The organism is Myxococcales bacterium, assembly GCA_016703425.1.
Lineage (GTDB): Bacteria > Myxococcota_A > Polyangia > Polyangiales > Polyangiaceae > JADJCA01.
This window is the reverse complement of sequence record JADJCA010000016.1, coordinates 235,348-262,294: the sequence shown is the minus strand read 5'-3', so window position 1 is coordinate 262,294 and position 26,947 is coordinate 235,348. Positions and strand designations below refer to the sequence as shown.

17 protein-coding genes and 1 pseudogene are annotated in these 26,947 nt (G+C 70.1%); 9 read left to right on the top strand and 9 right to left on the bottom strand.

The features are described 5' to 3' along the window. Positions 1–106 precede the first annotated feature (106 nt). The 3 genes and pseudogenes from IPG50_29790 to IPG50_29780 form a co-directional block, all read right to left on the bottom strand. Positions 107–1,921, bottom strand: a complete 1,815-nt coding sequence (locus tag IPG50_29790; GenBank protein MBK6696353.1) for a hypothetical protein — start codon at positions 1,919–1,921, stop codon at positions 107–109. Positions 1,922–2,380: 459 nt separating this feature from the next. Beyond that, the gene (locus IPG50_29785; GenBank protein MBK6696352.1) at positions 2,381–3,583 is read right to left on the bottom strand and encodes a Gfo/Idh/MocA family oxidoreductase; all 1,203 of its coding nucleotides are present in this window, start codon (positions 3,581–3,583) and stop codon (positions 2,381–2,383) included. A gap of 64 nt (positions 3,584–3,647) precedes the next feature. Further along, a pseudogene (locus IPG50_29780) lies at positions 3,648–3,977 on the bottom strand (zinc-binding dehydrogenase). A gap of 349 nt (positions 3,978–4,326) precedes the next feature. On the opposite strand from IPG50_29780, the gene IPG50_29775 reads away from it, so the two are divergent. Then, positions 4,327–4,509, top strand: coding sequence for a hypothetical protein (locus IPG50_29775; protein ID MBK6696351.1), 183 nt, complete (start codon positions 4,327–4,329; stop codon positions 4,507–4,509). Positions 4,510–4,612: 103 nt separating this feature from the next. On the opposite strand, the gene IPG50_29770 is transcribed toward IPG50_29775, so the two are convergent. The 3 genes from IPG50_29770 to wecB all read right to left on the bottom strand — a co-directional run bounded on the left by IPG50_29770 (position 4,613) and on the right by wecB (position 8,714). After that, complete coding sequence (locus IPG50_29770) at positions 4,613–6,244, bottom strand: alginate lyase family protein (protein MBK6696350.1); 1,632 nt, start codon at positions 6,242–6,244, stop codon at positions 4,613–4,615. Next, positions 6,241–7,512, bottom strand: a complete 1,272-nt coding sequence (locus tag IPG50_29765) for a glycosyltransferase family 4 protein (GenBank protein MBK6696349.1) — start codon at positions 7,510–7,512, stop codon at positions 6,241–6,243. Before IPG50_29765 ends, IPG50_29770 begins: the two co-directional genes overlap by 4 nt. An 83-nt stretch (positions 7,513–7,595) precedes the next feature. After that, complete coding sequence (gene wecB, locus IPG50_29760) at positions 7,596–8,714, bottom strand: UDP-N-acetylglucosamine 2-epimerase (non-hydrolyzing) (GenBank protein ID MBK6696348.1); 1,119 nt, start codon at positions 8,712–8,714, stop codon at positions 7,596–7,598. A 110-nt stretch (positions 8,715–8,824) separates the two neighbouring features. On the opposite strand from wecB, the gene IPG50_29755 reads away from it, so the two are divergent. After that, complete coding sequence (locus tag IPG50_29755) at positions 8,825–9,172, top strand: Uma2 family endonuclease (GenBank protein ID MBK6696347.1); 348 nt, start codon at positions 8,825–8,827, stop codon at positions 9,170–9,172. On the opposite strand, the gene IPG50_29750 is transcribed toward IPG50_29755, so the two are convergent. Next, positions 9,079–10,398, bottom strand: coding sequence for a DEAD/DEAH box helicase (locus IPG50_29750; GenBank protein ID MBK6696346.1), 1,320 nt, complete (start codon positions 10,396–10,398; stop codon positions 9,079–9,081). The two genes, IPG50_29755 and IPG50_29750, sit on opposite strands and share 94 nt — an antisense overlap. A gap of 2,927 nt (positions 10,399–13,325) precedes the next feature. Between IPG50_29750 and IPG50_29745 the strand changes: the two genes are divergently transcribed. From IPG50_29745 to IPG50_29725, 5 genes are all read left to right on the top strand, one after another. Beyond that, positions 13,326–14,600 carry a serine/threonine protein kinase gene (locus IPG50_29745; protein ID MBK6696345.1) on the top strand — a complete coding sequence of 425 codons (1,275 nt, stop codon included), beginning with the start codon at positions 13,326–13,328 and terminating at the stop codon, positions 14,598–14,600. A 161-nt stretch (positions 14,601–14,761) separates the two neighbouring features. Continuing rightward, positions 14,762–15,880 (top strand): hypothetical protein, encoded by a 1,119-nt coding sequence (locus tag IPG50_29740; GenBank protein MBK6696344.1) that lies wholly within the window; start codon positions 14,762–14,764, stop codon positions 15,878–15,880. 39 nt (positions 15,881–15,919) lie between these two features. Then, entirely contained in the window at positions 15,920–17,026 is a 1,107-nt protein-coding gene (locus tag IPG50_29735; GenBank protein MBK6696343.1) for a hypothetical protein, read from the top strand. Between the two features lie 54 nt (positions 17,027–17,080). Beyond that, positions 17,081–18,067 (top strand): hypothetical protein, encoded by a 987-nt coding sequence (locus IPG50_29730; protein ID MBK6696342.1) that lies wholly within the window; start codon positions 17,081–17,083, stop codon positions 18,065–18,067. A gap of 1,321 nt (positions 18,068–19,388) precedes the next feature. Then, entirely contained in the window at positions 19,389–20,054 is a 666-nt protein-coding gene (locus IPG50_29725) for a hypothetical protein (protein ID MBK6696341.1), read from the top strand. Positions 20,055–20,171: 117 nt separating this feature from the next. Here IPG50_29725 and IPG50_29720 read toward each other — a convergent pair whose 3' ends face one another. Next, on the bottom strand, positions 20,172–20,777 hold the full coding sequence (locus IPG50_29720) for a hypothetical protein (protein ID MBK6696340.1): 606 nt from the start codon (positions 20,775–20,777) through the stop codon (positions 20,172–20,174). 421 nt (positions 20,778–21,198) lie between these two features. Here IPG50_29720 and IPG50_29715 point away from each other — a divergent pair, with 421 nt between their 5' ends. Together IPG50_29715 and IPG50_29710 are read left to right on the top strand one after the other, a co-directional pair. Further along, positions 21,199–22,884 carry a hypothetical protein gene (locus IPG50_29715; protein ID MBK6696339.1) on the top strand — a complete coding sequence of 562 codons (1,686 nt, stop codon included), beginning with the start codon at positions 21,199–21,201 and terminating at the stop codon, positions 22,882–22,884. A gap of 118 nt (positions 22,885–23,002) precedes the next feature. Continuing rightward, on the top strand, positions 23,003–24,607 hold the full coding sequence (locus IPG50_29710; protein ID MBK6696338.1) for a hypothetical protein: 1,605 nt from the start codon (positions 23,003–23,005) through the stop codon (positions 24,605–24,607). A 48-nt stretch (positions 24,608–24,655) separates the two neighbouring features. Here IPG50_29710 and IPG50_29705 read toward each other — a convergent pair whose 3' ends face one another. Next, positions 24,656–26,947: a serine/threonine protein kinase gene (locus IPG50_29705; GenBank protein ID MBK6696337.1), complete on the bottom strand. Its 2,292-nt coding sequence runs from the start codon at positions 26,945–26,947 to the stop codon at positions 24,656–24,658.

Genomic DNA, 26,947 nt, shown 5'->3' with positions numbered 1-26,947 from the left:
ATGGAGAACTCGTACTGCGGCGTCTGGCCCGCTGTGCAAGACGCTGTTCCGGTGACCGTCACGGCCGTCCCGACCGACTGGGGGCTCGTCGGCGCGAAAGCCGTTGTCACGCTGTCGCAGCGCGGGGGCCGTCGGCCAGGACGACGGCCGGCGCGATGAGCTGCGAGGTGGTTGCCCGCACGCCCGTTGCTGCAAACGTGCCCGTCTGCTTGTCCGAGTAGGCGATGTAGTAGTAGTTGCCCGAACCCTTGGTCACCGAGGGAAGCGTCTGGGTGTCGGCCGCGCTCGCGATGTTGAACGGTGTGCCGAGCGTCGTGCCCGTTGCCGTTGTGATCGAGCGGGCAACGATGTCCGTGCCGTCGGCGTAGGTTGCAAGGAGCGCCGTCGCTCCGTCACGCGCGAAGCGCGGTCCACCTTGCGCCGTCGCGCCTGTGGCGAGCGTGAGGACCGAGCCGGTATTGGCTCCAGCCGTCGTGATGCGTTGAGCGGCGGCGTCGCTGTCTCCGCCGGTCTCGGTCGTGAACCCGACGATGTAGTTCGAACCGTCGAACGCGGCGGACGGCGTGTACTGAAGCGGACCGGAGGTGACGTTCGCGGGCGCCGTGAGCGGTGTGCCCGCGCTGTCAACCCGGCGCGCCTTGATCAGGTAATCCGTCGCGTTGACTTGGGCTTCCCAGGCAACGAGGTAGGCCGAGCCGCTCGTGGCGACTTGCGCCGCGTACTCGTCGAACGACGGGGCCGACGCCACCGCCTGAACGGCGCCTGCGGTGCCCGCGCTCGGGTTGACCAGTGCGCCGTTGATGGTGGAGATGGCTCCAAACTCGTTCCAAGCGACGAAACACGCCGTGGCGCTGGTGCACGCGACCGACGGGCGGTACTGATCCGTCGATCCCGAGGCGGCGACGGCGATGTCGTTGCTCACGGCCCCGGTGGTTGCGTTCACGCGGGCCATGCGGATGTTGTTGCGCCCGCTGCGCTTGTCGGACCAAACGACGACGTAGTCCGAGGCGCCCGCCGGCGCCACGTACGGGTCCTGCTGGTAGGTCACCGTCGAGACGGTCTTGTTGTAGACGCCGATGTTCACCTGGCCGTCGCTGTCGTTCGTGAACGAGAAGCGAAGGTTGGGGAAGCCGTTCGTGTAGCTCTCCCAGACAACGATGTTGGTGGTTCCAATCGCCGCCGTGGCCGGCACGTACGTTGACGACAAGGGGTGCGGCGACGGGACCGTCAGCGGATCCAACGACGCCGGGTACGCGCTCGTCTCGATCAACGCGCGCGGGACGCGCATCTCGATCGCTTGACCGTTCCACACGGTCTCGACGGGGGTGCGGACGCCGTTGCCATCGACCCAGGTTGCGTGGCCGTAGGTGAAGCCGACGCCCTTCGTGTCGGCGAAGACGAGGCCTGCGCCGCGCGATTCGACGAAGCCTGCGCCCGCGACGGCCACTTGGACCGTGACGTCGCCGCTGCCGGCGGGCTTGGAGTCGAACTCCCACTGCTGCTCCATGCCGCGCTCGGTATTCGCGATGACTTCGCGCACCGTGCCGCGGTGGACGATCATCTCGCCACCGACCTCACGGACTTCGAACGAGCCCGCGCTGAGGTCGCTCTCGCCGCGACGGATGGCGATGGTGTTGAGGCGCGCTTCGTCGCCCGCCATCTGAATGCGCTCAGACCGGGGGCCGCGCTTGACCTTGGTGCCCAGCATCTGCGGGCTCATGATCGGGTGCGGCGTGAAGGCAATCTCGCCGACCTCGGTCACCTTGGTGTCGTGCGCCAAGAAGCCGCCCGCCCACTGATCGCCGACGCGACGGAAGGCCACCTTCGCGCGGACGTCCGCGTCGAGCGACCGCGTGACGCGGGCGTTCGGAAGGATCCGGAGAGCCTCGGGCGCCACGCTGCCCTTTGAGGGGGCCGGCACGCCTTTCGTCTGCGGTTCGGAGGTTCGATCGGTTGTAGAGCAACCCGCGACGATCGCGAGCGTTCCCATTACCCAGCTACGCCATGTCATTCTGCGCATTGATTGATCACTCCCCACGTAGACGTTGGTTGCATCGGGCTTCGTTTGGTTCGCCGTAGTGAACCGCGAAGAGACGATTTCTCAACCGGACTAAGCTTGCCTCGAGCGCGCACAGCGCGCGCTCCTCTAAACCGGACCATACTAGGCAAACGCGAAGCCAATGGCGATAGCGATGTGCTGGAAAGCTTTCCGTAGGATCGCTTCGATCAGCCCTCGCTTCGTGTGCGCGTTTCGGTGTCGCTCCGGTGACGGCCGCCAACCCAACCCCGCGAGATCGCCAAACGCGTGGCGCGACTTCAATGTGTGCGCGTGTGAGCGGGAATTGAGGCCCCTCCTTTAAGAGAGGCGCCTGCAGGGGTCCTAGACGTCGACGGCCACTCCGTCGATGCGCGCGCGCTCGATGGCGAACGTCGCGCGCGTCACTGCTTCGATCTCCTCCCAGCGCATCGGCGTGGGGGCAGCTCGCTTGCACGAATCGACGAAGGCTTGGAGCTCCGCGCTGTGCCCCTTGTCGGCGCGGAGGGCCCGCGTCGTCTTGGTCTTTCCTTGTGACGTCACAGCGAGCGTGCGCCAGTTGTCGAGGATGGCGACCTTGCCCTCGCAGAACACTTCGTAGCGCTCCTTGCTCACGGTCGGATCGCCCATGGCCGTGTAGATCAACGTGCCAACGCTGCCATCGGCGAACGTGAGCGTGGCGATGACGTTGTCTTCGCGACCAAAGCCGCCATCGTGGCCGATGGCATGAGCCGACACGCGGACGGGAAGGGCGCCGGCCCAATACGTCATGAGGTCGACGAAGTGACAGCCCTCGCCGATGATGCGGCCGCCGCCCTCGTCGGGATGGTGGACCCACGACGACGGAGGGATGCGGCCCGCGTTGATGCGCGCCACCATCACGAGGCCGCTCTTCCGGTTCGTGAACGCGTCGCGGACCTGTTTGCCAAACGGCGAGAAGCGGCGATTGAAGCCGATCATCAGCCGCGCCGAGGAGCGCTCTGCTTCCGTCTTCAAGATCTCGAGCTGCTCTTCGGTCACCGCCGCCGGCTTCTCGAGGAACACGTCGCGGCCCTGCGAGAGCGCCTTGGCCGCTTGCGCGGCGTGAGAGTCGTGCCGCGTCGCGATGATGACCGCGTCCACGTCGGCGCGCGCCAGGACTTCGTCGAGGTTGGCGTCGACGTCGCCTTCGCCGAACTTGTCGGCCACGTGCCGCGCCGAGAGGCCCCGCCCCGAGACCGTCGACACGAGGCGCGCACCGCTGATCTCCTTTAGCGCGGGCGCCAACACGCCCGACGCGAAGGAGCCCGTTCCCACCATCGCGATGCCCACGTGCGAAGACGAGCGCTCGCGAGGCGCAGCACGCACCAGCGGCGCGCGAACGGGCGCCTCGGGGTACGTGAGCACCACGCCCAAATGGGGCTCGGGCACCTTGCCGGTGATGAGGTCGTAGGCGTCGAGCGCCCTGTCGAATGGAAACCGATGCGTGATGAGGCTCTTCACGTCGAGCCGGCCCGTCGCGATGGCAAAGAGCACCGCCTCGAGGTTTCGCCGCTCCGTCCACCGCACGTAGCCGATGGGGTAGTCGTGGCCGCGCTCTTCGTAGTCCGGATCGTACCGACCAGGGCCCGTAGGAGCGCGACACGACGATGTCGAGCTCCTTCTCGTAATAGGCCTTTCGCGGAATCTCGAGCGGCAAGAGGCCGACGACGGAGATGCGCGCCTTGTCGCGCGCGACCTCGCCCGCGAGCGCGAGGGGCTCGGCCGTGGGCGCCGAGGCCGTGATGATGACGCTGTCGGCGCCGTGACCATTGGAGGCTGCGCGCACCAGCTCGACGGCATCGTCGATGCCGCTCGTCCCGGCAGAGATTGCGCCTCGCGTCTTTGCGAGGGCGGCCTTGCTCGGATCGAGATCGAGACCGACGACCTTGCAGCCGTGGGCCGCCAAGAGCGACACCGTCATCTGGCCGATGAGCCCGAGGCCAATGACGACGACGACGTCGCCGAGCTGCGGGTTCACGAGGCGTACGCCCTGAAGGGCGATGGCGCCGACGGTGACGAAGGAGGCCTCTTCGTCGGTCACCGCATCGGGGATGTGCACGGCGAGGTTTCGCGCGACGCCGTTGAGCTCCGCGTGGTTGGCGACGCCGGCGCCCGCGCACGCGACGCGATCGCCCTTCTGGAAGTCGGTGCAGGTGCGGCCGACCTCTTCGACGCGGCCCGCGAGCGAATAGCCGAGCGGGATGGGGCTATCGAGCTTGCTCTTCACGGCGTCGTAGGCCGCGAGCACGCCTTCGCGCTTCGCCTTGTCGATGACCTTCGCGACCAAGTCCGGCCGCTGCCGCGCCTTCTCGACGAGGCTCTTCTTGGCGAGGTCGACGATCATGCGCTCGGTGCCGGCGGAGATGAGCGAAGCGGCGGTGCGCACGAGAACTCCGCTCGCTGGCGCCCTCGGCGTCGCCACGTCGACGAGGTTCAGCGCACCGGTTTTGTAGCTCTGAGAGATTTGACGCACGGCGGCGTTCTTAGGCCAACCGCCGGGCGGATGGAACCCCGGCGGCGCGGGGCCGGGCCACCCGGCGGCCCCCGTGAGAAGGTTCACCGCTCCGGCCGGCCCCCCGGGCCGGGCCCGGCCTCCCACGTCAGCTCCCAGTTCATCTCGAGGCGCTGCTCCAGGCGGCCCGCCTGTTGGTACACGAGCGCCTCGCGAGGGGCGCCGTGCTCGGGAAACCACACGTCGCGCGAGACCCGGCTGCCGGCGCCACCTCGTACGACGAGGCCGCGTACCTCGTTGTCGGCGACGCGCAAACGGCTGAGCGCAGAGAGCGGCGCAGAAAGCGGCGCGGACCGCGGTGTTGCCGAACGCTCGAGCGTGTCCTCGACCGTGAGTCGCCTCGGGCGCAGCGTGATCCGGCGTCTGTGAATCGGGTGGCCGCTCATGAACGCGTAGCCGTCGTGACTCGCCGTTGCGATGAGTACGCGCCCGTCGGCGCCTGCTCCGTCGGCGCCTCCGTCGATGCCGGTGCGGTCGATGACTTCGTGCACCTCCGCGTTGGCAGGGCGACCCACCCGGAACGCGGACCACACCTCGCTCGAGTCCTGCTCGCCGAGCTCGACCGTGTTGTGCACGCGCGTGGCGCGGCATGTGCGGCGCGCTTCGTCGTTCGCGTAGCTCGAGACGCCGTAGTCGGCGACGGTGCGCGCGCCATGGATCCACAGCTCGAAGGTCAGCGCGTCGGCGTGCACGTGACCCGGTTGGTAGCGCGCGCCTTCAGGCCCCGCGTCGAAGACCAGCATGTCGTGGCCCAATCGGAAGAGCACCCATCCCGTGTCGCGGAGGTGCACGATGCCATCAGGCGGGCGCTCCGCTGCGGGCGCTGCGAGTCCGAGCGCGCGCCCAAGCCGGAGAACGTCGTCGAGAGATGGCGCCGCATCGAGCGCGGCGTCGTTGAGGAGCGGATAGGTCGCGTCGGGGGCGCGCACCTGGCTTAGCCACGCGCAGGCGCGCCTCGCGGTGTCGCGCCATAGCTCCGGCACGCTCGCGCCGGTCGCCATCGTGAGCTCGATGAGCTCGAGCAACCCGTACGTGAGCGCCAGGTGATACGTCGCGCTTCGCTCGAAGTGACCGCCGTCAGGCAAGAACTGCTCGGGCAGTTGCCACGACAAAATGGCGGTGCCGGCGCGCGACCAGGCTCGCGCCTCCGGTCCGCGCGTGACAGCGCCCGCGGCGGCGAGCGCGATGCCGTTCTCGAGGAGATGGTTCGCCATCAGGTGAAGCTCCGGCTGGAGCAACACCGCACGGCACGCGCGCGCGAGCTCGCTCGCCATGCCGACGGCCCGGCCTGGACCGCCGCAGCGCATCGCCACCGCCAAACGACGCGCGCGCACTGAAGCGGGGTACGGCTCGAGCGCCACGCGCCGCTGCCACGCCGAGACATCGACGGGGGCCGCATCGGCGCCGAGCGCGAGGCCGTACGCTTCCTCGTAGTCGCGAAGGCGACCCGGCGGCAAATGCGCGAGGCGCTTCGCACCGCGCGAGCGCTCCGCTTGCGCCAGATCGACGAGTGCGCGCGGCGGGGCAGGGAAGCGCTCGATCGGCGTCGGTGCGGCGGCGCCCGGCATGAACGAGAGCGCGCGGGCCACGGCGAGGTGCGGCACCCGCGTCGCGATCTGAAGTGGGTGAAGGCGACGCACCGTTCGTGCGAGACGCGCGAGCTCGCTTCGTGTCACCGGCGTCCTGGGGCGTGCTCGGTGCCGACGGCCTGCGCAAGGCCCGCCGCCTGCTCAAGGATCCGGAGGTAGCTATCCGCCAAGTTGGTCCGATCAAACTCGCGGACCACGTACTCGCGACCGCGCTTGCCCATGGTTCGGGCTCGCTCCCGATCCGCGAGCAGCGTGGCGACCGCTGCGTGCATCGCGTCGACGTCTTCCGGCGGCGCGTAGAGTCCACCTCCGGAGCTCTCGACGATCTGCCGAGCCTCGCCGTCGACCGACAAGACGAGGGGCCGTTCCATGGCGAGGATCTCGAAAATCTTCGACGGAATGACCGTGGAGAACAGCTCCGTCTTTCGAAGCGGCACGAGGCAAACGTCGGTCGTCGCGTAGACCTCGGTCATCTCATCGCGGGGCAAGACGCCCAAGAAGCGCACGTTCGTGAGGCCGTCGCTCTTTGCGCGGGCCTCCAAGCGTGCGCGCTCGGCGCCTTCGCCCACGAAGAGAAAGCGAACGCCGTCGTTTGCCAAGAAGCGCTTCGCGACGTCGAGCACCGCGTCGAGGCCGTGCGCCATGCCGTGCGTGCCCACGTACGACGCCACGAATCGATCGCCGAGGCCGAGGCGCGCGCGCATCTTCGTGTCGCGAGCGGCTGGCTTGAAGCGCCCGAGGTCGACGCCGTTCTTGACGACCGAGAGCTTCGACCGCGGGATGCCTCGCTCCGCCAGCTTCTCCTTAAACGTGTCGGTCACGACGACGATGGACTTGGCCGCGCGGTACAGGGCCTCCTCGACGACCGTGAGGCCCTTGATGATCGGATGGGCAGCCGGCAAGGCTCCCACGGCGACGATGGACTCGGGCCACAGATCACGAATCTCGAGCACGAAGGGAACGCGCCTCGTGAGCGAGATGAGCGCACCGGCGGCGCCGCACAAGAGCTGCGGACTGGTGGCGACGAGCACGTCAGGGCTCTTGCCCGCGAAGAGCTGCCCGAAGAGCGTCGCCGACGTGGCGAACGACGCGTACGCGAGCGAGCGGCGAACGCGGCCCTTGTTGGCCGCCGCGTAGATCCACGTGCGCACCACGTTGACGCCGTGGAAGTCTTCGCGCACCAGCGTCTTGCCTGCGTATTCGGCGGGCACGACGCCCGTCGGGTGATTGGGCATGCCGGTGAGCACCGTCACGTCGTGACCGCGGGCGGCCCAGGCTCGCGCCAGCTCGGAGACGCGCGCTGCGGGCGCGCCAGGCTCGGGAGGAAAGTACTGAGAGACGTAGAGGATGCGCACGCGAGCGGCGGAGCTTACAAGTTCGCGGGGCGCACGACCATGCGCGCCGTCGTGCCCCGTCATCCGCACGCGCGACGATGCGACTATGCGCGCGGTCCGGCGGAGAGCGGCGGCGGCGTTCCCGCGAGGAATCGCTCGATGGCGTCGACCACGCGAGCGCCGGTCTTGCCGTCCCAGCCTTCGGGGATGCGCCCCTTCTTGCCGCGGCCCTGGGCGATCGCCTCGACCTCGCGCGCCATGAGCGCGGCGTCGAGTCCGACGATGGTGTTGGTGCCTTCGTCGACCGTGATGGGGCGCTCGGTGCCTTCGCGCATCGTGAGGCACGGGATGCCGAGCGCCGTGGTCTCTTCTTGGATGCCGCCGGAGTCGGTGACCACGACCTTCGCCGAGCCCATGAGCGTGACGAAGTCGTTGTAGCCAATGGGGCCCGTCAAGGTGAGCCCGGGCATCGCGCGAAGCCGCTCCGCGAGGCCCAACGCTTCGGCCCGCGCGACGGTGCGCGGATGGACCGGGAAGAGCAGCGGCACGCGTTTGGCCACCTCGGAGAGCGAATCGAGCATGCGAGCGAACGGCTCGGCGCTGTCGACGTTGGCGGGCCGATGCAGCGTCGCGAGCGCGTAGGCGCCTTTGGCGAGACCGAAACGCGCGAGGGCATCGGTGGGCCGCTCGAGCGCGTACTTGAGCGAATCGATCATCACGTTGCCGACGAACACCATGCGCTCGTCAGCGATCCCTTCGGCCCTGAGGTTCGCGAAGGCGTCGCGAGAAGGGAGAAGCAAGAGATCGCTTAGGCGATCGGTGAGGACGCGGTTCACCTCTTCCGGCATCGTCCAGTCGCGCGAACGCAAGCCCGACTCCACGTGAACCACAGGAATGCCAAGCTTGGACGCGGCGAGGGCGGCGGCGAGCGTGCTCGTGACGTCGCCGACGACGACGATGGCGCTGGGCCGGTTCGCCACGAGCTCCTTCTCGACGCCCATGAGCACCGCCGCGGTTTGCTCCGCCTGCGAGCCGCCGCCGGCGGAGAGCCGCACGTCGGGGAGGGGCATCCCGAGATCGGTGAAGAAGACGTCGCTCATCGCGGCGTCGAAGTGTTGCCCCGTGTGAATCAGGCGTGCCGGCGAACGGCGCTGCTGGAGCTCGCGCAGGATGGGCGCGACCTTCATGAAGTTGGGGCGAGTGCCTGCGACGATGGTGAGCATCAGGGTCTCTTGGTAGCGCGGGGGCGCACCACGGTTCAGACGCGGAGTCCTAACATCGCCCGGGCCGCGGCGGGCAGGGTTTTGGCGGTGTCGTGGTACCCTCGGCACTGATGCACCACGCGACGCGCCTCCACCGCTACACGTACGCCGACTACGTGGCGCTCGAGCGTGAGAGCCCGACGAAACACGAGTTCCTCGACGGCGAGATCTACGCGATGGCGGGCGGCTCCGAGGAGCACTCCGCGCTCGCTGCCGAGGTCTTGCGCGTGCTTGGAAACGCGGTGGGCGAGAAGCCGTGCCGGGTCACAGTGGATCTCGGCGTCGGGCGGCGCTCGAGCAACCGCCCGAGCCCAGCCGCCAGGCCTCAACCCGTCCTGCTCCTCAAGTCACCAGTGACTCGTCCAGGATACGACACGGGAGGCCCCACCCCCCGCTCCCGCGGCCCCCCCGCGCCATGATGGCGTCCCGCGTCGCGACCGGCGAGCTCGCGGCCGCGCGCAGGGCCCCCCCCCCCCCGCGCGCGAATGAACGCGAGCAGCCCCTCGGGCTTCATCACCGACGCCCCGTCCTTTCCGTCGAGCACCGACGAGACCAGCTCGCGCTTTCGATCGTGCATCGACAAGATGGCCTCCTCGATCGTGCCGCGCGCGACGAGGCGGTAGGTCGTGACCGGGTTCTCCTGGCCCATGCGATGCGCGCGGCTGTTGGCTTGCTCCTCGACGGCGGGGTTCCACCACGGATCGAGGTGCACCACGTAGCTCGCTCGCGTGAGGTTGAGACCGGTGCCGCCGGCCTTGAGGGAGATGCAGAACACATCGAACTCGCCGGCCTGGAATTGCTCGACGAGCTTCTTGCGGGCCGCGAGCGGCGTCGCGCCGTCGAGGTACGCCACGCGGTGGCCGGCGTCCGACAAGAGATCGTGCGCCTTCTCGAGCAGCGTCGTGAACTGACTGAACACGAGCGTCTTAGCGCCCTCTTCGCGCAGCGTCCACAAGAGCTCGACGAGGCGCACGAGCTTCGAGGACGTCCCCTTGAACGTCTTGTCGACGAGGCCCGCGTCGCATGCGAGCTGCCGGAGCCGTGTGAGCGCGGCAAACAACTGGATGCGTTGCTGGGCCGCCGTGAGCCTCGCGTCGCGCTCCTGGAACTGAAGCTCGCAGGCCTTGCGGAGCGCTTCGTAGCGCGACTTCTCCTTCGGCTCGAGCTCGATGGTCTCGACGATGTCTTGCCGCGGCGGAAGCTCCTGCAGCACTTGCCCGCGCGTGCGCCGCAGGATGAACGGCGCGATGAGCGAGCCGAGGGCCGCCAGCGCGGCGGCGTCCTTCTTCTCTTCGATGGGCTTGCGGAAGCGCTCGAAGAACGTCTGCGGATCCCCGAGGAGCCCGGGAAACACGATGGAGAAGACGCTCCACAGCTCGCCCAAGTGGTTCTCGAGGGGCGTGCCGCTCAATGCGATGGTGAAGTCGCGCGCCACGCGGCGCACAGCGTCGGCGCGCTTGGTGGCGTGGTTCTTGAGGTATTGCGCCTCATCGACGACGACCGTCGCGAAGTGCGGACCGAAGGCTCCGTGCGCGTCGTCCTCGGCGTCTTTTGCGAGGAGCCCGTACGAGACCACGAGCACGTCACCGGGCCCGAGCGAGTCCACGTCGACGTCGCGCTCGAGGTTGTAGTGAACGACCCGCAAGCTCGGCACGAAGCGCGCGAGCTCGACCTTCCAATTGAAGTGACCGACGCCGGCGCGATGACCAACGCCGGACCCTTGTCTTTGCGCGCCAGGAGGAGCGCGGCCGTTTGGACCGTCTTGCCGAGGCCCATGTCGTCGGCGAGCACGCAGCCGGGGGCCCACTCGGCGAGGCCCGCCATCCAACGGATGCCCTCCTTCTGGTAGTCGCGCAGCGTGCCCCGCTCCACGCCCAGGTCGTTCGCGCTGGTCCGGCGCCCTGCACGCCCTGCGCGCTTCGCCTTGAAGCGCGCCTCGTGAACGGACCAGTCGACGCTCGCCGCGCCTGTATCGCCAAAGAAGGAGCGAACGTCGAGGAGCGCCGGCGCGAACCCTTCGTGCACGTGGAGCTCGCCCGTCGCGTCGACGGGGCGACCTTGCTTGCCGCCGCGGGCGCGGCCTTTCGGTCCATCGCCCTCTGTGGCCACGAGCGCCAGCGGCAGGAGCCTTCGCCGCACAAGGTCGGGCACCTCCATGAACGTCGCGTCGTCGATGGCCACGTACCGACCCGCCGTGCGCAGCGCCTGAAAGAGATCGCCGAGGGCGACCGGTGCGCCAGGCGCGGCGCGAAGACGGAACCAGCCGTTTTCGTGTTTGACGACAAGCGCGCTCAAGGCCTCGTCGAGGTCTATCGGCCGAGGCTCCTTGCCCGATCGAACCTCGACGCGCCAGGTTGCGGCGCGCTCTCGCAAGAAGGTCACGAGCGCAAAGCGCAGCTCGGGCGCGCGCGTCGCGCCCTGGTTGGTGTTGAGGCGAATGATGGGCTCGAGCTCGCTGCGCGCCGCTTCGAAGACCTCGATTTCGGCGTCGAAGTCGCGCTCCACGTGAACGATGACGCCCGCTCGCGTGAACGGGAAGAGCACGTCGCCGGTGGCGGCGCGCACGAGCGGCGCGCCGGGCGCGACCTCGATGAGCACCTCGACCTCGACGCGCTCGGGAAACCAATCGACAGAGGCGCCGGGCCGCGGCGCGAAGGGGACGCGCTCGCCGAGGATCGCGCTGGGCATCGTCGCCGCGCCGGCTTCGCAGAGCGGACCGAGCGCCGCGCGTAGCCGAGGAAAAGACTCTTGCGGGAAGCTCGGGCGGAGCTTCGCCCCGAAGAGCGCGGGAAGCCACTCGCGAAGGGCGCGCGGCAAGAAGGCCACGACGAGCCGAGATGGACTCGCAAACGCGACGTGTGGCGAGATGCTGCGGAGTGATGGGCTGTCGAGCAACTCGGCGGGGAGGCGAAAGTCGCCGACGTAGAGCTCGGGCATGAGGACCCCCGCGGCGTCCGGCTCGAAGGCGAGCGTCATCGTGCCGACACGAAGCTCGAGCGGCTCTTGTCCCGCGTCATCCAAGACGACGCGTGGGTGCTCCGCCAGCTTCGACAGGAGCGCGAAGGCCGCTGGAGAGCTGAGCGCCAAGTAGAGTGAGCCTCGCCAGCCGCCGACGGATGCCAACCGGGCGATGTCGAGATCGAGCGGAGAGCCCTCTTGCCGCTCCGTCAGCAGGTGTTCCGTGGCTCGCCGCTTCCAAGCGCTTGGCTCGCGACCGCTTCGCAAGGTGCGCGTGAGCGGTTGGACCTCGAGCAGGTGGCCACCGTCGAAGGTGACGTGCCACGCCGTTTCGACCTGCGCCGTAGCCCTTTTTTCGGGGCGCCCGAGCGCGCCAAGTGCGCGCTCCCAGGGATCGGTCGCGAGGTAGGCGACCACCGCCGCGCGAAGCGGACTCGCCTCTGAGGCGAATTCTTCCAGCACGGCGCGGAGGGCGAACAGCGTGAACGGGAGGTCGCTCGGCCGCTTGTCGACGAGCGCATCCAAGTCGTCGAGGTTGGTGGGGTTGATGCTGAAGTGCGCCTGCGCGTCAGCCTGACGACGCGCCTCGCGGAAGGCCACGTTGAGCCTGCCGAAGCGGGGGTCGACGGCGAACCGCCATTCGTAGCCGTGCGCGTCGTCGTCCTTGGCCAACGGCAGCGGCATGCCTAGGCTCGAGCCTCTGAGGATGTTGCGCAAAAGCGTGTAGAGTGCAGCGAGGTGACGCTGCAGCGCGTCCACTCTCGGGGGGAGGGTCCCGGGGCCCGGCGGCTCGTAGTCACGCAGCGCTTGGAGGCTCGCCTCGATGCGCGGTCGCGCCCCGTCGAACGCCCGCTCGATAGCGGCTTGGGCGAAGGACTGGTGCATCCTCACGTCCAACCACCAGAGCTCGAGCGTGGTGCCGACGGAGGCGGCCGGATACATCTCCTCGCCCGTGAAGAGCGACAGGCGCGCATGGACCGTCTTCGCCTTCTCGTGACGGAACGCCGTGACGAACCAAGGCTCGGCGGGGGGCGCGACGGCAGCCGTTCCGGGACCACCCCAACGCGTCGTACCAAAACGCGCTTCAAGCGCAGCGCAGGCGTCGGCGGCAGCGGCGCGGGAGCGCGGATCGTCGTCAAGAGCCGCGTAGGCGGTCGCTGCCAGGTGCTTGCATTCGTAGGCCCGCTCGTAGGCCGCGCACGTGCAATGCGCCTCGGCGTCGGCGGCGTCGGCCTCCACGGCGTACAGTTCGGTCCCACGAACGAGCGCGGCGATCGCGAGCTCCGTCCGCCCTACGATGCGGACCCGGCCCTCCCGGTAGTACGCGAGGCCCCGCGCACGACTCAGCGTGGTGGACGACTCGAGGATGTCTTCGAGCAACTCGGCGAGGTTCGGGTCGTCGTTGCCCATGACGAGCGTGCCGTCGCACGAGCCGTGCCGGGTAGCAATCACCTCCGCGGCCCGCGAATGTCGGACGGCGGACCTGTCCGCGGACGCCTTTGGACGTCCAGCGGACGGCGGCCACCCCGGCCCGCTCTCCGCCCGCACGCCCCAAGTCTCCCCCAAGCGCTCCCGACCTCGGTGGTACCATCGGCGGACGCTCACGGAGAGTCCTTGACCATCTCGCTCTACGCGGAAGGGGAGCTCGTCCCCGGCACCGTTTACCGCGTCGTCCAGAAGCTCGGCACGGCAGGGCACGGCTCCGTCTACGAGGTCGAGGACACGTCGGTCGCCAAGCGCTATTGCCTGAAGACCCTCGACGCCGTGACGAGCGACATCGCCGAATTTCGTCGACGCGTGCAGATCGAAGCGCAGACGCTCGCGCGGCTCGCGCACCCGAACATCGTTCAAGTCTTCACCGCCGGCGTGACCGAAGACGAGCGTCACTTGCCGTATTTCGTGATGGAGCTCCTGAAGGGGCGATCCCTCAGGGAGTCGCTTGAAGCGAAGGGGCCGATCGACGTGGCTCACACGCTCGACGTCGGCACCCAGATCTTGGACGCCCTCGACCACGCGCACGACCGCGGCGTGATTCATCGCGACGTGAAGCCGGAGAACATCTTCCTCCAGCGCTTGACGCCCGAGGCTCCCGTGACGGCGAAGCTCCTCGATTTCGGCGTCGTCTCGTTCCTGCGCGACTTCCCAGGCGTTGGGCCGCCGCCCGGGCTCTCGCCGCGATACGCCGCGCCGGAGCTCCTCGAAGGCGGCACCGCCACCGTCGCGAGCGATCTCTACTCGATGGGCCTCGTGCTCTACGAGATGCTCTGCGGGCACGGCCCCTTCGACGACGCGGGGGACTTGGCCGACGTCGCGCGTGCTCGCCTCACACGCGGCCCGAGGCCGCTCACCGTCGACGTGCCGCTGGTGCTCGAAGATCTGATCATCTGCGCCCTCGAACGCAATCCCGCGCTCCGGCCCAGCGACGCGTTCTCCTTCGCCGAGACGCTCCGCGTCTTGAGCGGGCGCATCTCGCGCATTCCGCAGCGGAGCCTCCTCTCCAGCGAGCCTCCGGCGCCGGTGCCGGAGCTCACGTCGATCTCGGGCATTCCCGCGGCGCTGGTCGCTGCCGATTGGCGTCCGCCGCCCACGCCGCGAGCGGGCGAGGTCGAGAGCGAAGACGACGAGGTCGGGCCATCTACCGCGCGCTCCTCGCAGATCAAGGACCGGTCGGCCTACGATCTGGTGCTCGACGTCGAACCCGGTGAGGCGATCTTGGTGACCGCCGACGTGCCGATGTCCTCGAAGATGCCGCCCCTGCCTGGCCCGTCGGGAGCAGGGCCGTCGGTTGGCGCGCAGCTCGCCGGGACGCAGCGTCGCGACACGCTCGTCGGAATTGGCGTCGGACTCGCGGTCCTGCTCGTGGCGCTCGTCATCGTCATGCTCAAGTAGCCTCGGGACTCGGGTGCTTCATGAAGTGGTTCATCATGGGCGGCGGACTCAGGCTCGCGGAACTCGGCTTGTGGAAATGGCGCCGGAAAGGGGCATCGAGGCCAAAAGTGCGGTAGGAACGTGGCTGCGGACCGCCGCGTCAGGCGCCGCCTTCTTCAGCGATGGATCCGGATCACGACACCGACGAGATCGCCCTCCCGCAAAAGCGCGAGAAGACCGATCCCTTGTTCCCGCCGCCGTCGAATCCCGCGCCGCTGCATTCCGCACCGTCGAACCCGGGCCTGGCGTCCACCGAGGCGCAGCCGCCATCGGGGCCGGCCGCTCCGGTCGTGGAGCTGGCGGTGCCAGCGGCCGAGGCGCCGCCGGTTTCGCCGCCGGTGTCGCCAGAGGAAGACCGCCTCTCGGCAAAGGTGCGGGCCGCCGTGGCCGCGCACGATGCCGACGCGCTCATTCCGCGCGTGAGCTCGGCCCCGCCGCCGCGCGCCGAGTCCATCGACGAGCTGCTCGATGGCCTCGCCGGCGACGGTCACCTTCCGAAGAAGGGCGCGCTCAAGCGTCGCGATGCGGATCGCCTCGCCGAGCTCGACGCTTCTGCCCGCGCGCGAGACGACGCGGCGCGCGACGAGGCGTTGATCGCGGCGGCCGGAGAGGATCCGCCGGTTCGAAAGTCGGCGCCGCCTCGTTCACCGGCGCCGAAGACGGCGACGCCAGAAGACTTGCCGTCGGTGCTCCTTCGCTCCGACGTGACGTCGGTCGCCGCGCAGCGGGCGAGCGACACGATCCTCACAGAGACGACGCAAGAGGCGCGCCGCGGTCGAGCTGGCACCATCATCGCGGCGATCGTGGGCATGGCCGCGGCCATCGCGCTCCTTGGTTTCATTCGGTCGGTGACGCGCACGCCGGGCGACGAGATGCCGGCGCGCAGCGCGATCGCACCGACCACGTCGACGCTGTCGGCGCCGCTCGTGCTCTCACCGCCGAGCACGTCGCCCGTCGCGCCGACGGTCATGACGGCGACGGTTGGCGTCGAGATTCCGCCGCCGCCAGCGCCGCAGGCGATGCCCGTGCCCTCGGTGAGCACGGCGCCAGAGGCGAAGACGCCTCCGCGCGTCGCGACGTCGGCGTCACCGCGCGCATCGGCGGCCGCAAGCGCGGCGGCGTCCCACCGCGTGGAGCCGCGAACGGGGGCGGCCGCTCCGCTCGCCAGCCCGCCCGTCACGCCGCCGACGAGCAAGAGCGGCTCCGTCGACGACGAGTTCCGAAAGACCCTTCGCCAATAGCGCCACTAGACTGATCGCGACCTGAACGACGCCATGAGCATGAACTTACGTCCGCGCGCGCCCCTTCGCGCCATCGTCTTGTTGTCGGGCGTCGTGGCCCTCGGGACCGTTTCACTCGAGGCCGCAGCCGGCGACCACAAAGGCGCGACGGCGGATGACGGCGCACGCCGCGAAGCCGAGGCGCGCTTCAAGGAAGGCCTGACGCGGGCGCAGGGCGGCGACTTCGAGGGCGCGCGGCTCGCGTTCGTGCAGGCCTACGCGGTCTTGAAGAGCGCCGATGTTCTGTGGAATCTCGCGCTCTCCGAGATGAAGACGAACCACGTCCTTGAGGCGCTCGCGCACTTCAAGGAATTGATGAAGGATGCACGTACTTCGGAGCCGGAGCGTCAGAAGGCGACGAAGTACATCGGCGAGCTTCACGGCCGCGTGGGTCGCGTCGCGGTGGATGCGCCCTCGGGCGCGACCTTGGTGCTCGACGGCCGTGTGCTCTCGCAGCTGACGCCCATTTCCGAGCCGCTCGATGTCTCGCCCGGCGAGCACTTCGTGGAGGTGCGCCTCGGCGATCGAACGCGCCTCTTGCGCGCGGTGGCGCAGGCGGGCGCGCTCGTGACGGTGCGCGTCGATGCGAGCGAGCTCACGCCGGCGGGCACGAATGGAGGCGGAGCGGCTGCGGCTGGTGGGAGCGCGCCCGCGAGCGGCCTTGGGGCGACGTCGCCAGCGGCCGCGGATGGCGGCAAGGCGGACGCGCCGCGCGACGCGAGCCGGTTCATCCTGCCGGCGGTGCTTGGCGGCGCCGGGCTCGTAAGCCTCGGCGTCGGCGTCGGCTTCATGGTCGGCGCCTCGAGCGCGAAGTCTGACGCGGAAGGCTTGTTGAAGGACGCGCCGAGCGGGGCTTGCCGCGGCGGCGCGGCGACGTCTGCGGACTGCGTGGCGCTTGCCGACGCGCGCGATCGCGAAGTGTCGAACCAGAACGTGGGCGTGGGGCTCATGGTTGCCGGGGGCGCGCTCCTGGTAAGCGGCGGCGTGGCGTTGGCGCTCGCGCTTCGCGCTCCACCGCGGGCGACGTCGGCGGCGAGGGCCAAGCCGCAGCTCGCGCCGGTGGTCGGGCCGGGTCAGCTTGGCGCGGCGGTCGCGGGCTCGTTTTAGCGGCGCGGATCACCAACGCGACGACGCGTCGGAAACGGAAAGAGAAGTCACGTCATGACAAGAGTTGTTCTGCTCGGGTTCGTGCTTGCTGCGGCTGGAGCTTCGGCGGTCGTCGCGTGCCGTGAGCTCACGTGCGAAGAGAACAAGACGTGCGAGAGCGGCGCGTCAGGCAACGACGCGTCGACGGAGAGTGGCGCTGGCGAAGGTGGAGTGGGTGACGGCGGCGGAGCGGATGGAGCGTTTCCGGAAGGATGCGAGAAGAGCCCCGCGGAGGCGCCTGAGACGCTGAGCGAGAAGTGCGGCGTGTTCGTGAGCGGGACGGGGCAAGACGTGAGCCCGACGGGGTCGCGAGAGGTTCCCGCGCAGAGCGTTGGACGCGGAGTGCAGCTCGCGAAGGACTTTGCGCGGCCGTGGGTCTTCGTGTGCGCGGGGTCGTACGCGGAATCGGTGCCGGTGGTGGCCGACAGCGCGGTGTCGCTGTTCGGGAAGCTCGACTGCGGCGCGGCAGCGGCCGATTGGAAAGTGGGCACGAAGCGCGCCGTGCTTGAAGGGGCAGCGGACGCGCCGGTCTTGAAGGTGGATGGGGCGAAGGTTCGAGTGGAGGGGATGGTGCTTCGGGCGAAAGACGCGACGCAGGCCGGCGGGTCGAGCGTGTGCGTGTTCGCAAACGGCGGCGAGCTGACGGTGGTCGGGAGCGTCGTGCAAGCGGGGCAGGGGAAAGACGGCGACGCGGGCGCGAGCGCGTCGGCGGATGCAGGGGCAAGGGCGACGCAGGGGAATGCGGCGAGTGGCGCGACCGGTGGCGCGACCCAGCTTTGCCAGTGTGGCAGCGACCCGACGACGGGCGGCGCCGGTGGCTTTGCCGCACCAGCCCTCTTGGACGGCGGTGCCGGCACACCGGCGTACGACGGAGGAGGCGCCAACAATGGCGCAGGCGGGAGCGGGCTCGCGGTCAGTTGTTTGGCCGGTGGTGGCGGAGCGGACGGTACGGGGGCAAGGCTCGGTCCACCTGGATCTGGTCAGGCGAGCACGGCGTCTTGAATGCGACCGGGTGGTCACCAACTTCAGGCGGCGCAGGTCAACCAGGGCAGTTGGCGCAAGGTGGAGGCGGTGGCGCATCGCGCAGCGGTGGCGGAGGGGGCGGAGGCGGCTGCGGCGGCTGCGGCGGCGCGCCCGGGCAAGGCGGAAGCGGGGGCGGTGGGAGCATCGCGATCGCAGCGCTCAACGCAAAGGTGACGTGCACCGGCGCGGAGCTGGTGACCGCGGCGGCAGGGCTCGGAGGCAAAGGCGGTACAGGGCAACCTGGGCAGCCAGGGGGCATCCCGGGCAGGACCCTGGCCGGGCTGCGCGGGCGGCAAGGGTGGCAACGGCGGTGCTGGCGGCCCCGGTGGAGCCGGAGCCGGCGGCGTTTCAGTGGGTGTACTCTACAAGGGCACCGCACCGACGCTCGATCCGGCCACGACGTTCGACGGAGGCACTCCCGGCGACGGCGGCTTGGCGGGCGTGAAACAAGTGACGCTCGAGGTGACGAAGTAGCGAGCGCGGGGGCGCGGTGGGGCTGCACGATGGGGGGAGCGGACGATGAAGCGGTGGATGTGTCTTGCGCTGCTGATGACGCCGGCGGCGCTGACGGCGTGCCCGTCGGGGAGCGAGGACGCGGAGCAAGTCTCCGTTGCTGATGGCTCGGTAGCGACCACCGACGACGACGGCGGAACAACGGAAGCGGGCCTCGCGGGCTGCGAGCGAAGCCCGGCCGAGGCGCCGACGACCCTGATCGAAAAGTGCGGAGTCTTCGTCCGGCTAACCGGCAGCGACGCAAACGCGGGCAGCCGGACGGCGCCAGTTGCGACGCTGCAGCGCGGTCTCGACCTCGCGAAGAGCACAGGCAAACCGTGGGTCTACGTGTGCAGCGGTTCGTACACGCTAGAGAAGCCGCTGGTCGCCAGCTCCGACGCGCGGATGTTTGGAAGCCTTGAGTGCGGCGACTCGCCAAGCGAGTGGCTCATCGGCGGCCCCCGCGCCGTGCTTGAAGGGGCAGCGGACGCGCCGGTCTTGAAGGTGGATGGGGCGAAGGTTCGAGTGGAGGGGATGGTGCTCCGAGCGAAAGACGCAACGCAGGCCGGCGGGTCGAGCGTGTGCGTGTTCGCAAACGGCGGCGAGCTGACGGTGGTGGGGAGCGTCGTGCAAGCGGGGCAGGGGAAAGATGGCGCCGCGGGCGCGAGCGCGTCGGCGGATGCAGGGGCAAGGGCGACGCAGGGGAAGAATGCGGATGATGCTGGTAGCGGGGGCGGGATTCAGCTCTGTAGCTGTGGTGCCACAACGACGGCGGGCGGACCGGGCGGGAGCGCATCAGCGGGCTGCAATGAACGGCTCGACTGGCTCGCCGCCGACCGATGCGGGCCCTCCGCTGAACGGTGCGGGCGGGCTAGCGGCAAGCGCGAATTGCGGTGCCGGCAGCTCCGGTTCGATTGGCGCCGGTGGCGTTCCGGGCAGCGCCGGCCCTGTGGCGGCGGACTACGGCGTTCTCAACGGAGCCGGATGGAGTCCATTCTCGGGCAGTGCAGGCCAACCAGGTCGCCTTGCGCAAGGCGGCGGCGGAGGCGCGTCCCTAAGCGGTGGCGGAGGGGGCGGAGGCGGCTGCGGCGGCTGCGGCGGCGCACCCGGGCAAGGCGGAAGCGGTGGCGGCGCCAGCATCGCGATCGCAGCGCTCAACGCGAAGGTGACGTGCGCCGGCGCAGAGCTTGTCACCGCGGCGGCAGGGCTCGCAGGCAAGGGCGGCACCGGGCAACCGGGGCAGCCAGGGGGCAACCCGGGGCAGGACCCTTTGGCCAATGGCTGCGCGGGCGGCAAGGGCGGCAACGGCGGTGCTGGCGGCCCCGGTGGAGCCGGAGCCGGCGGCGTTTCAGTGGGTGTACTCTACAAGGGCACCGCACCGACGCTCGATCCGGCCACGACGTTCGACGGAGGCACTCCCGGCGACGGCGGCTTGGCGGGCGTGAAACAAGTGACGCTCGAGGTCACGAAGTAGCGAGCGCGGGCGCGGCCGAGCGGGGCTGGGGAGCGGACGGCAGCCGCGTTCGCCGCGCCGCCCATCGCGGTAGGCCATCTGGCGCATCTGAGCCACCTGGCACAGCGTCGTTGGTCGTCAGCCCGACGAGCCCGCATCCTCAATGCCGCCCGAACATTTCCAGATCGCAGGCGTTGGGCCGACGCACTCGCAGCTCGCGCCTGAAGCCGACGTGCACTCTTGGCCAATGGCGCCGCAGCCCTCCAAGGTCGGCCCACAGGTTGGCGGGGCGACGCAGTCGTCTTGGGTGCACTCCCACTTGCCCGGCGCCACACAACGGCAGTCCGCCTGGCAGTCGCCATAGGCGCAATGGAGACCGACGTTGCAGGGGGTCGAGCCGGCCCCAACGGGCGGTTTGTTGGGGCACTTGATTGGCGGGCACGACGGCGCCGTGCAGACCCATCGGCCGTCGTTGCACTGGCAGTGCATCGCGGAGGCGCGGGTGCCGTCGCAGACCTCTGCGCAGCTCGTCCGTGAATCACAACCGGGCCGCGCGGGGCACACCGCCTCGGGCACCATGACCTTTCCGGGAGGGATCACGCCGGCGCCTGCCTCGCTGCCTGAATCGGGTCCGCCCGACGACTCGCCGGCGACGGCGCCGCACGCCGCGACGGAGGCGCCCAGCGTGGCTCCCAGAGCGACCGCCATCCAAAACGACGAGCACGCGGTGTGTGGACGTTGCATCGCGTTCGTCTAGCGCGCGCCTCGCGCTCGTTCTTGCGAAATCGGCCCGCGATCCGGGGAAGAAAATCGGCCCGCCAACGAGGCGCGGTGGGCCGGCAGCGCCACGGCGACCGGCGCCGCGACCGGGGGCCGCCCCGGGCGCGGGGGGGCCGGGGGGCGGGGCCCGGGAGGTCGCCAATTAGCATGCTAATTGGTGTGGAATTCGCGAGCGATCCCCGCCGGTTGCCGCGAACCGTGCTCCCGACCCCGACCCCGACCCCGACCCCGACCCCGCGCTCCCGGTCCCCTCGCCGCGCCCGGCGTCCGCAGCGCGCCCTGGCTCGCCCAAATCCACGACGTCGCCCGATGCTCCGTCCATGGCGCCGAAGAAAAAGTGCGCCCGCTAAGCAACATCCCTCGCGCCGTCGCCGACAAGGAAGGCATGAGCGCATCGACCTTCCTCTCCACGGGCCTTTCACTTCGCATCGTCACCGCCGTTGGCCTTCTCGCGGGCCACGGCCTCGTCGGCGGCCTCTTCGGGTGCAGCGCACCGGCAGGCTCGCCGGCCGATGAGGCCGCACCGGCCCCTGCGATGCCCGACCCAGTTGGCGCCGACGGCGTCGCGACCGCGCCGGCGCCGCAGGTGATCAACGCGCACGGTCCCGACGCAGGCGTCGTGGTGCCGCCGGCTCCCTTCGCGTGCGAGCCCGCCGCCTTGCCCTCGGAAGACGTGTGCACAGTGCACGAAGCCTTCGGCGTCTTCGTCTCCGTCAGCAAGGGTTCGCCCGATGGCGACGGCACGCGGTCGGCGCCGCTCGACAACCTCGACGCCGCCATCACCCTCGCGAAGGCCACGAACCGCCGCGTCTACGCTTGCGCCGAAAACTACCGCGAGAACCTCGAGCTCGCCTCCGGCGTCTCGATCTTCGGCTACTTCGATTGCCCGAGCTGGACCGTGAACGCCGCGCACGCGGCGCGCGTGAGCGCTGCGCAATCCCCCGTCGCCACGGCTGCGTCGATCACCGCGCCGACGCGCGTCGAAGGACTCGAGCTCGTCGCCCCCGACGCAACCGCACCTGGTTCGAGCTCCATCGCGCTCCGCGCCGTCGGCTCGCCGGCGCTGACGCTCGTCGACGTGAAGCTCATCGCAGGCAAAGGCGCCGCTGGCGCCAACGGCGTCGCACCGGTGCAGCTCGTCGAAGGCGGCCGCCCCAACGGCGCCGGCGCCCTCAGCCGAATGGAGGCGGGCGTCTGCACCGCCACGTACGGCGCCACCGGCTGCCGCCTCGTCTACGACGCGGCCCGCGCCGGCGGCACGAGCCAGTGCGTCGGCGCCTCCGGCTTCGACGGTGGTCCCGGCGGCGTTGGCGGTCGCTCGGGCATTTACGAGCCTTCTGGCACTCCCATCTACACGTTGGTGCGGCAACCGGAGTTGGGCCTGCCGAGCTACGGAACGGCGCAGACCGCGCAAGGCGCTGGCAGCCTCGATCTCGCCCACCACGGCGCGCCCGGCGCCACCGGTGTCGATGGCGTCAGTGCGACCAGCGCCGTCGGCACGTTCTCCGCGAACGGCTTCGTGCCCGCGAGCGGCTCCGCCGGCACGCATGGCGCGCCAGGCCAAGGCGGCGGCGGCGGCCGCGCTCTCACGGTGAACGCGAACGTGGTGACGTCGAAGGTCTACGGCGAGAGCGGCTCCGGTGGCGGCGCCGGTGGATGCCCCGGCCTCGCCGGAACCCCCGGGCAAGGCGGCGGCGCGAGCATCGCCCTCTTCGCGGTCGACTCGCCGCTGCGCATTGAGCGGAGCGAGCTTCGTTCAAGCCGCGGCGGCGACGGCGGCGCCGGGACGCTCGGCAGCGAAGCCTTGCCCGGCGGCGCGGCCGGCTCAGCGGTTCGTATGGACGCGCTCGCGCATGGCGGTGCGGGCGGCGCCGGAGGGCGCGCCGGCGTAAGCGGACACGGCGCCGGTGGTCCCTCCGTGGCGCTCGCGCATCACGGCGCTGCCCCAACGGTTGTGGGCACCACGCTCATCGCCGGTCCGGGCGGTTCGGGCCGCCTGGCCGCCTCCGCACCGGGGCGCTCCCTGACCGCCTCGCCCGCTGGCGCCACGAAGCAAACGCACGCGTTCTGAGGTGCCCTCGGACCTGCCCTCCGACGTGCTGGCATACCTCACGGCGGTGCGCTATCCCAGGCGGCCTCGCCCGAATGCCTGGCGCCGCGAGCCTTCGAACGTCCCGCAAGAGCCCATCATGAAACGACACCCCGCTTCGCTGTCTTTCGTTGCAACCTGCACGCTTCCACTGGTGCTCGCCTCGGCCGCTTGCGGCGATAGCAAGTTCACCGACAGCGAAGTCCCTTCCGCCGCCACGGAAGACGCGGGGGCCGCTGCTCCCGTCGCCGAGAGCGACGCCGCAACAGCGCGACCGGACGCCGAAGTCATCAACAGCGCCCCGCCCGGTTGCGACGGAACGAAGCTGCCGACGCAAGACCCATGCGTCGTCGACGACGGGCTCGGCGTCTTCGTGTCGATTGCGCTGGGACCGCCCGCCGGTGACGGCACGAAGGCGCGCCCCGTGAACACGATCCAAAAAGGCATCGACCTCGCGAAGCCCAACAAGAAGCGCGTCTACGTTTGCGCCGAGACCTTCACCGAGAACCTGGTCCTCGCCGACGGCGTCTCGCTCTTCGGGTACTTCGACTGCAAAAACGCGTGGACCGTCGTCCCCGCGAAGCGCGCGCACGTGGACGGAAAGACCGTGGGCGCGCCCGTGATCAAGGCCGCCTCCATCGCTTCGAAGGTTCGCATCGAAGGCTTCGACGTCGTCGCACCCGCGGGCAGCGCCGCCGCGAAGAACAGCATCGCCCTCTTGGCCTCGAGCGCCACGCTCGACATCGTCGACAGTTCGCTCAAGGCCGGTGCGGCGGCGAACGGCGCCAACGGGACGCCGGGGGTGCAGTTGTCCAATGGCGCAAGCTTGAACGGAGACTCACACCAGGGTGCCTCGTTCTGCAGTCCGGCCGCGAATCAGAACGTGTGTCGCGTGCTCGCGTTCGGAGGCTCCGGTGGTACCAACACGTGCGTTGGCGCGTCGGGCTTCGCCGGCCTTCCCGGTGGCCACGGCGGCTACGGCGGCAAGTACACCCGCTCAGGCTCTGTCATCAGCCAAGTAGAGGCTCGCGAGGCAGGCGAGGGCGGTACTCTCGGAGTTGCTGGCGGGGACGGCCCGCCCGGCGCCGCGGGCGGCAACGGTGCCTCCTCACAGGCGGGCACGTTTGATTCGAACGGCTTCACCCCCGGCAACGGAGGTGCGGGCGCCAATGGAGCGCCGGGGTTCGGTGGCGCCGGCGGCTCGGGCCGCGCCGTCACGCTCGCGGAGACGAACACCGACGGCGTCTGGTTCGGCGCCTCGGGCACCGGGGGCGGCGCAGGCGGGTGCCCTGGATTGGCGGGCACGGCTGGCACGGGGGGCGGGGCCAGCGTGGCGGTCGTCTCGTGGCTCTCCACGTTGGCACTGACGAAGACGACGGTTGTCGCCGGCGTCGGCGGAGCTGTTGGTGCGGGCACGTTTGGCTCGGCGCCAACGCTCGGTGGCAACTTTGGACCTGTCGTCGTCGTGTGCTTCGAATGCCCTGCTGGCAAAGGCGGGAAGGGCGGCGAATCGGGCGTCAGTGGCCATGGTGCGCCCGGCCCGTCGATCGGGGTCGCCTTCAAGGGCACCGCGCCGCAGATCGACGCCGCGACCAAGACCACGGTCGCCACGGCCCAACTGGCGCAGCCCATTCAGACGAGCGGCAGCAAAGTCATCCCCGCGAGCGGCGCCGGCATCGCGCAGGCGCTCTACGCGATCCCCTGACGTCGCGCGTCAGTGCCGCCTCCGCCGGCGAACGAACCCAGGACCGGCCTAGAGTCCTGAACCCGGCAGCGCACGCTTCGGCGCGGAAGGCGGAGTCGCGGGAGCGGGCGCCGGAGCAGCGGGCGGCGCCGCCTGCTCCGCTGCTTTTCTCTCGCCGACCTTCGGCGCTTCCTCGCGAGGCACAACCCGCCGCCCCGGCCGCTTCGGCGGCGTCGCGGCCGACGCGGCATCCGTCGGCGTCGTGCTCGGTGAGGTCGGGGTCGGGGTCGCGGTCGAGGTCGGGGTCGCGGGGGTCGAGGTCGGGGTCGAGGTCGAGGTCGGGGTCGCGGTCGCGGTCGCGGTCGAGGTCGAGGTCGAGGTCGAGGTCGAGGTCGGGGTCGAGGTCGGCGTCGGCGTCGGCGTCGGGGTGACTAGGGTCCTAGCGGACCCGTCGACGTAACTGGACTCCGTCCCTTCGGGACTCTGTCCAGTCATGTTCGAGGTCGAGGTCGAGGTCGAGGTCGACGCCGGCGCGGTGGGCGTCACCACCGCCACCGTCGCGCTCGCCTTCGGAACCTCCCCCCTCCTCGACACCACAACCCCCGCCGCCACCGCCATCGCCGCAGCGACCGCTCCGAAGACCGCCCAGGTCTTCGCGCGCGACGCCGCCGGCGGCGTCGTGGTCTCCGGCACCGTTCGGCTCGCCGTTCCCGGCAGCGACGTCTCCTTCGAGCCATCCTCCGAGCTCTCCGCACCGGAGCCGCGCGCCAAGTTGCCTGTAGAGCGCACGCTTCCGTCGCGCGTCGCCGCCGACTCGTCCTCGCTCGCGGCCGCGCCGCGCGCCTCGCCGGTGCCGTCGCCGCGCGCCGCCGCGCCCTTCGCCGCGCGCGACTCCGCTCGCTTTGCGATGCGCGACGGCGGCGTGCCCGCTTGCGACAAGCCCTCGCCCACCATCGAGTCGATCATCTCGGTCTCGCCATCGCGCGCCGCGATCGGCCTCGCGAGCGTGCCCGTCTCGGCTTCTCGATCCACACCCACGGCACCCGCCAGGATGCCGGCCCCGCCGACTCGTGCCGGACGACGTCGCGCTTCCTCCGCGCGCGCGCGCGCATCGGCGTCCTTCCTCGCGCGGTAGGGCTCGCGCTCTTCGCCAAGCGTCATCGGCGCTGGCTCCTTCGCGAGCGTGTCGCCACGGTGAAACTCGCGGCCGTCCTCGCTTCCGCCGCTGTCTTCTGGCGTTGGCGTTGCTTCCGCGTCGAGCGGCCGGAGCCGCGGCGTCACGACCGCCGATGCGGGCAGCGTCGCCCCCGCGATGGGCGCGTCGACGCGCGTGGGCGCCGTGCGGCTGGCGCGCTGCGCGTTCGGCTCCGCGACGGGCGTCGCGTCGGCCGCTGACTGCGCGGCCGCGGCGCGCATTCCCTCGGAGGCCACCTTGGGTGCCAAGTGCAACATGTCCGTCACCGTCGATGCGGCCATCGCGTCGGGCGGCAGCGAGCCCCGCAGTTGGCGCAAGAAGCGGTGCAGCTCGGCGGCGAACGTGAACGCGTCCTCGTGACGCTCCTCGGCCTTCTTCGCCAAGGAGCGCATCACGATCTTCTCGAGCGCGGCTGGCACCGCCGCGAACTCCGCCACCGACGGCGCCGGTCGATCGACGTGCCCACGCGCGATGTTCACCGCGTCGCCGGCGTCGTCAAACGGACCGCGCCCGGCGAGGCACTCGTAGAGCACGAGCGCCGCCGAATACAGATCGGTGCGCGGCGAGACCTTCTCGCCCAAGAGTTGCTCTGGCGCCGCGTAGCGGAGCGTGCCGATGAAGCGCTGCCCCGTCACGGTCACCGCCTGCGTCGTGGCCATGACGCCGAAGTCGAGGAGCTTCGGCACCGTGAGCCCGTCGGGATCGCGGTGCAGGAAGATGTTCTCGGGCTTCACGTCGCGGTGAATGATCCCGTTCTCGTGCGCGTGGTAGAGCGCGTTGAGCAGATCGATCGAGAGGCGCACCGTGGACTCGACCTCAATCCGCTTCTTGTGCGCGATGACCTCGCGGAGCGTGCGACCGTTCAGCTTCTGCATGACGAAATACGGGAGCCGCAGCGAGTCGCCGGTCACATCCGCGGTGATGACCTGAACGATGTTTCGATGCTCGAGGCGCGCGAGCGCCTTGGCTTCGCGCTGCATGCGCTCGACGAGATCGGTCCGCGAAGAGAGCGTCGCGTGGAGCGTCTTCAGCACGTACCGCTTCTCGATGGTCGTGTCCTCGACCTCGTAGACCGTCCCCATGCCCCCGGCGCCAAGGAGCTGGATGACTCGGTACTTGGTGCCCGGCACGAGCAAGCCAGCCGGGTATTGAAACTTCTCCGCCAA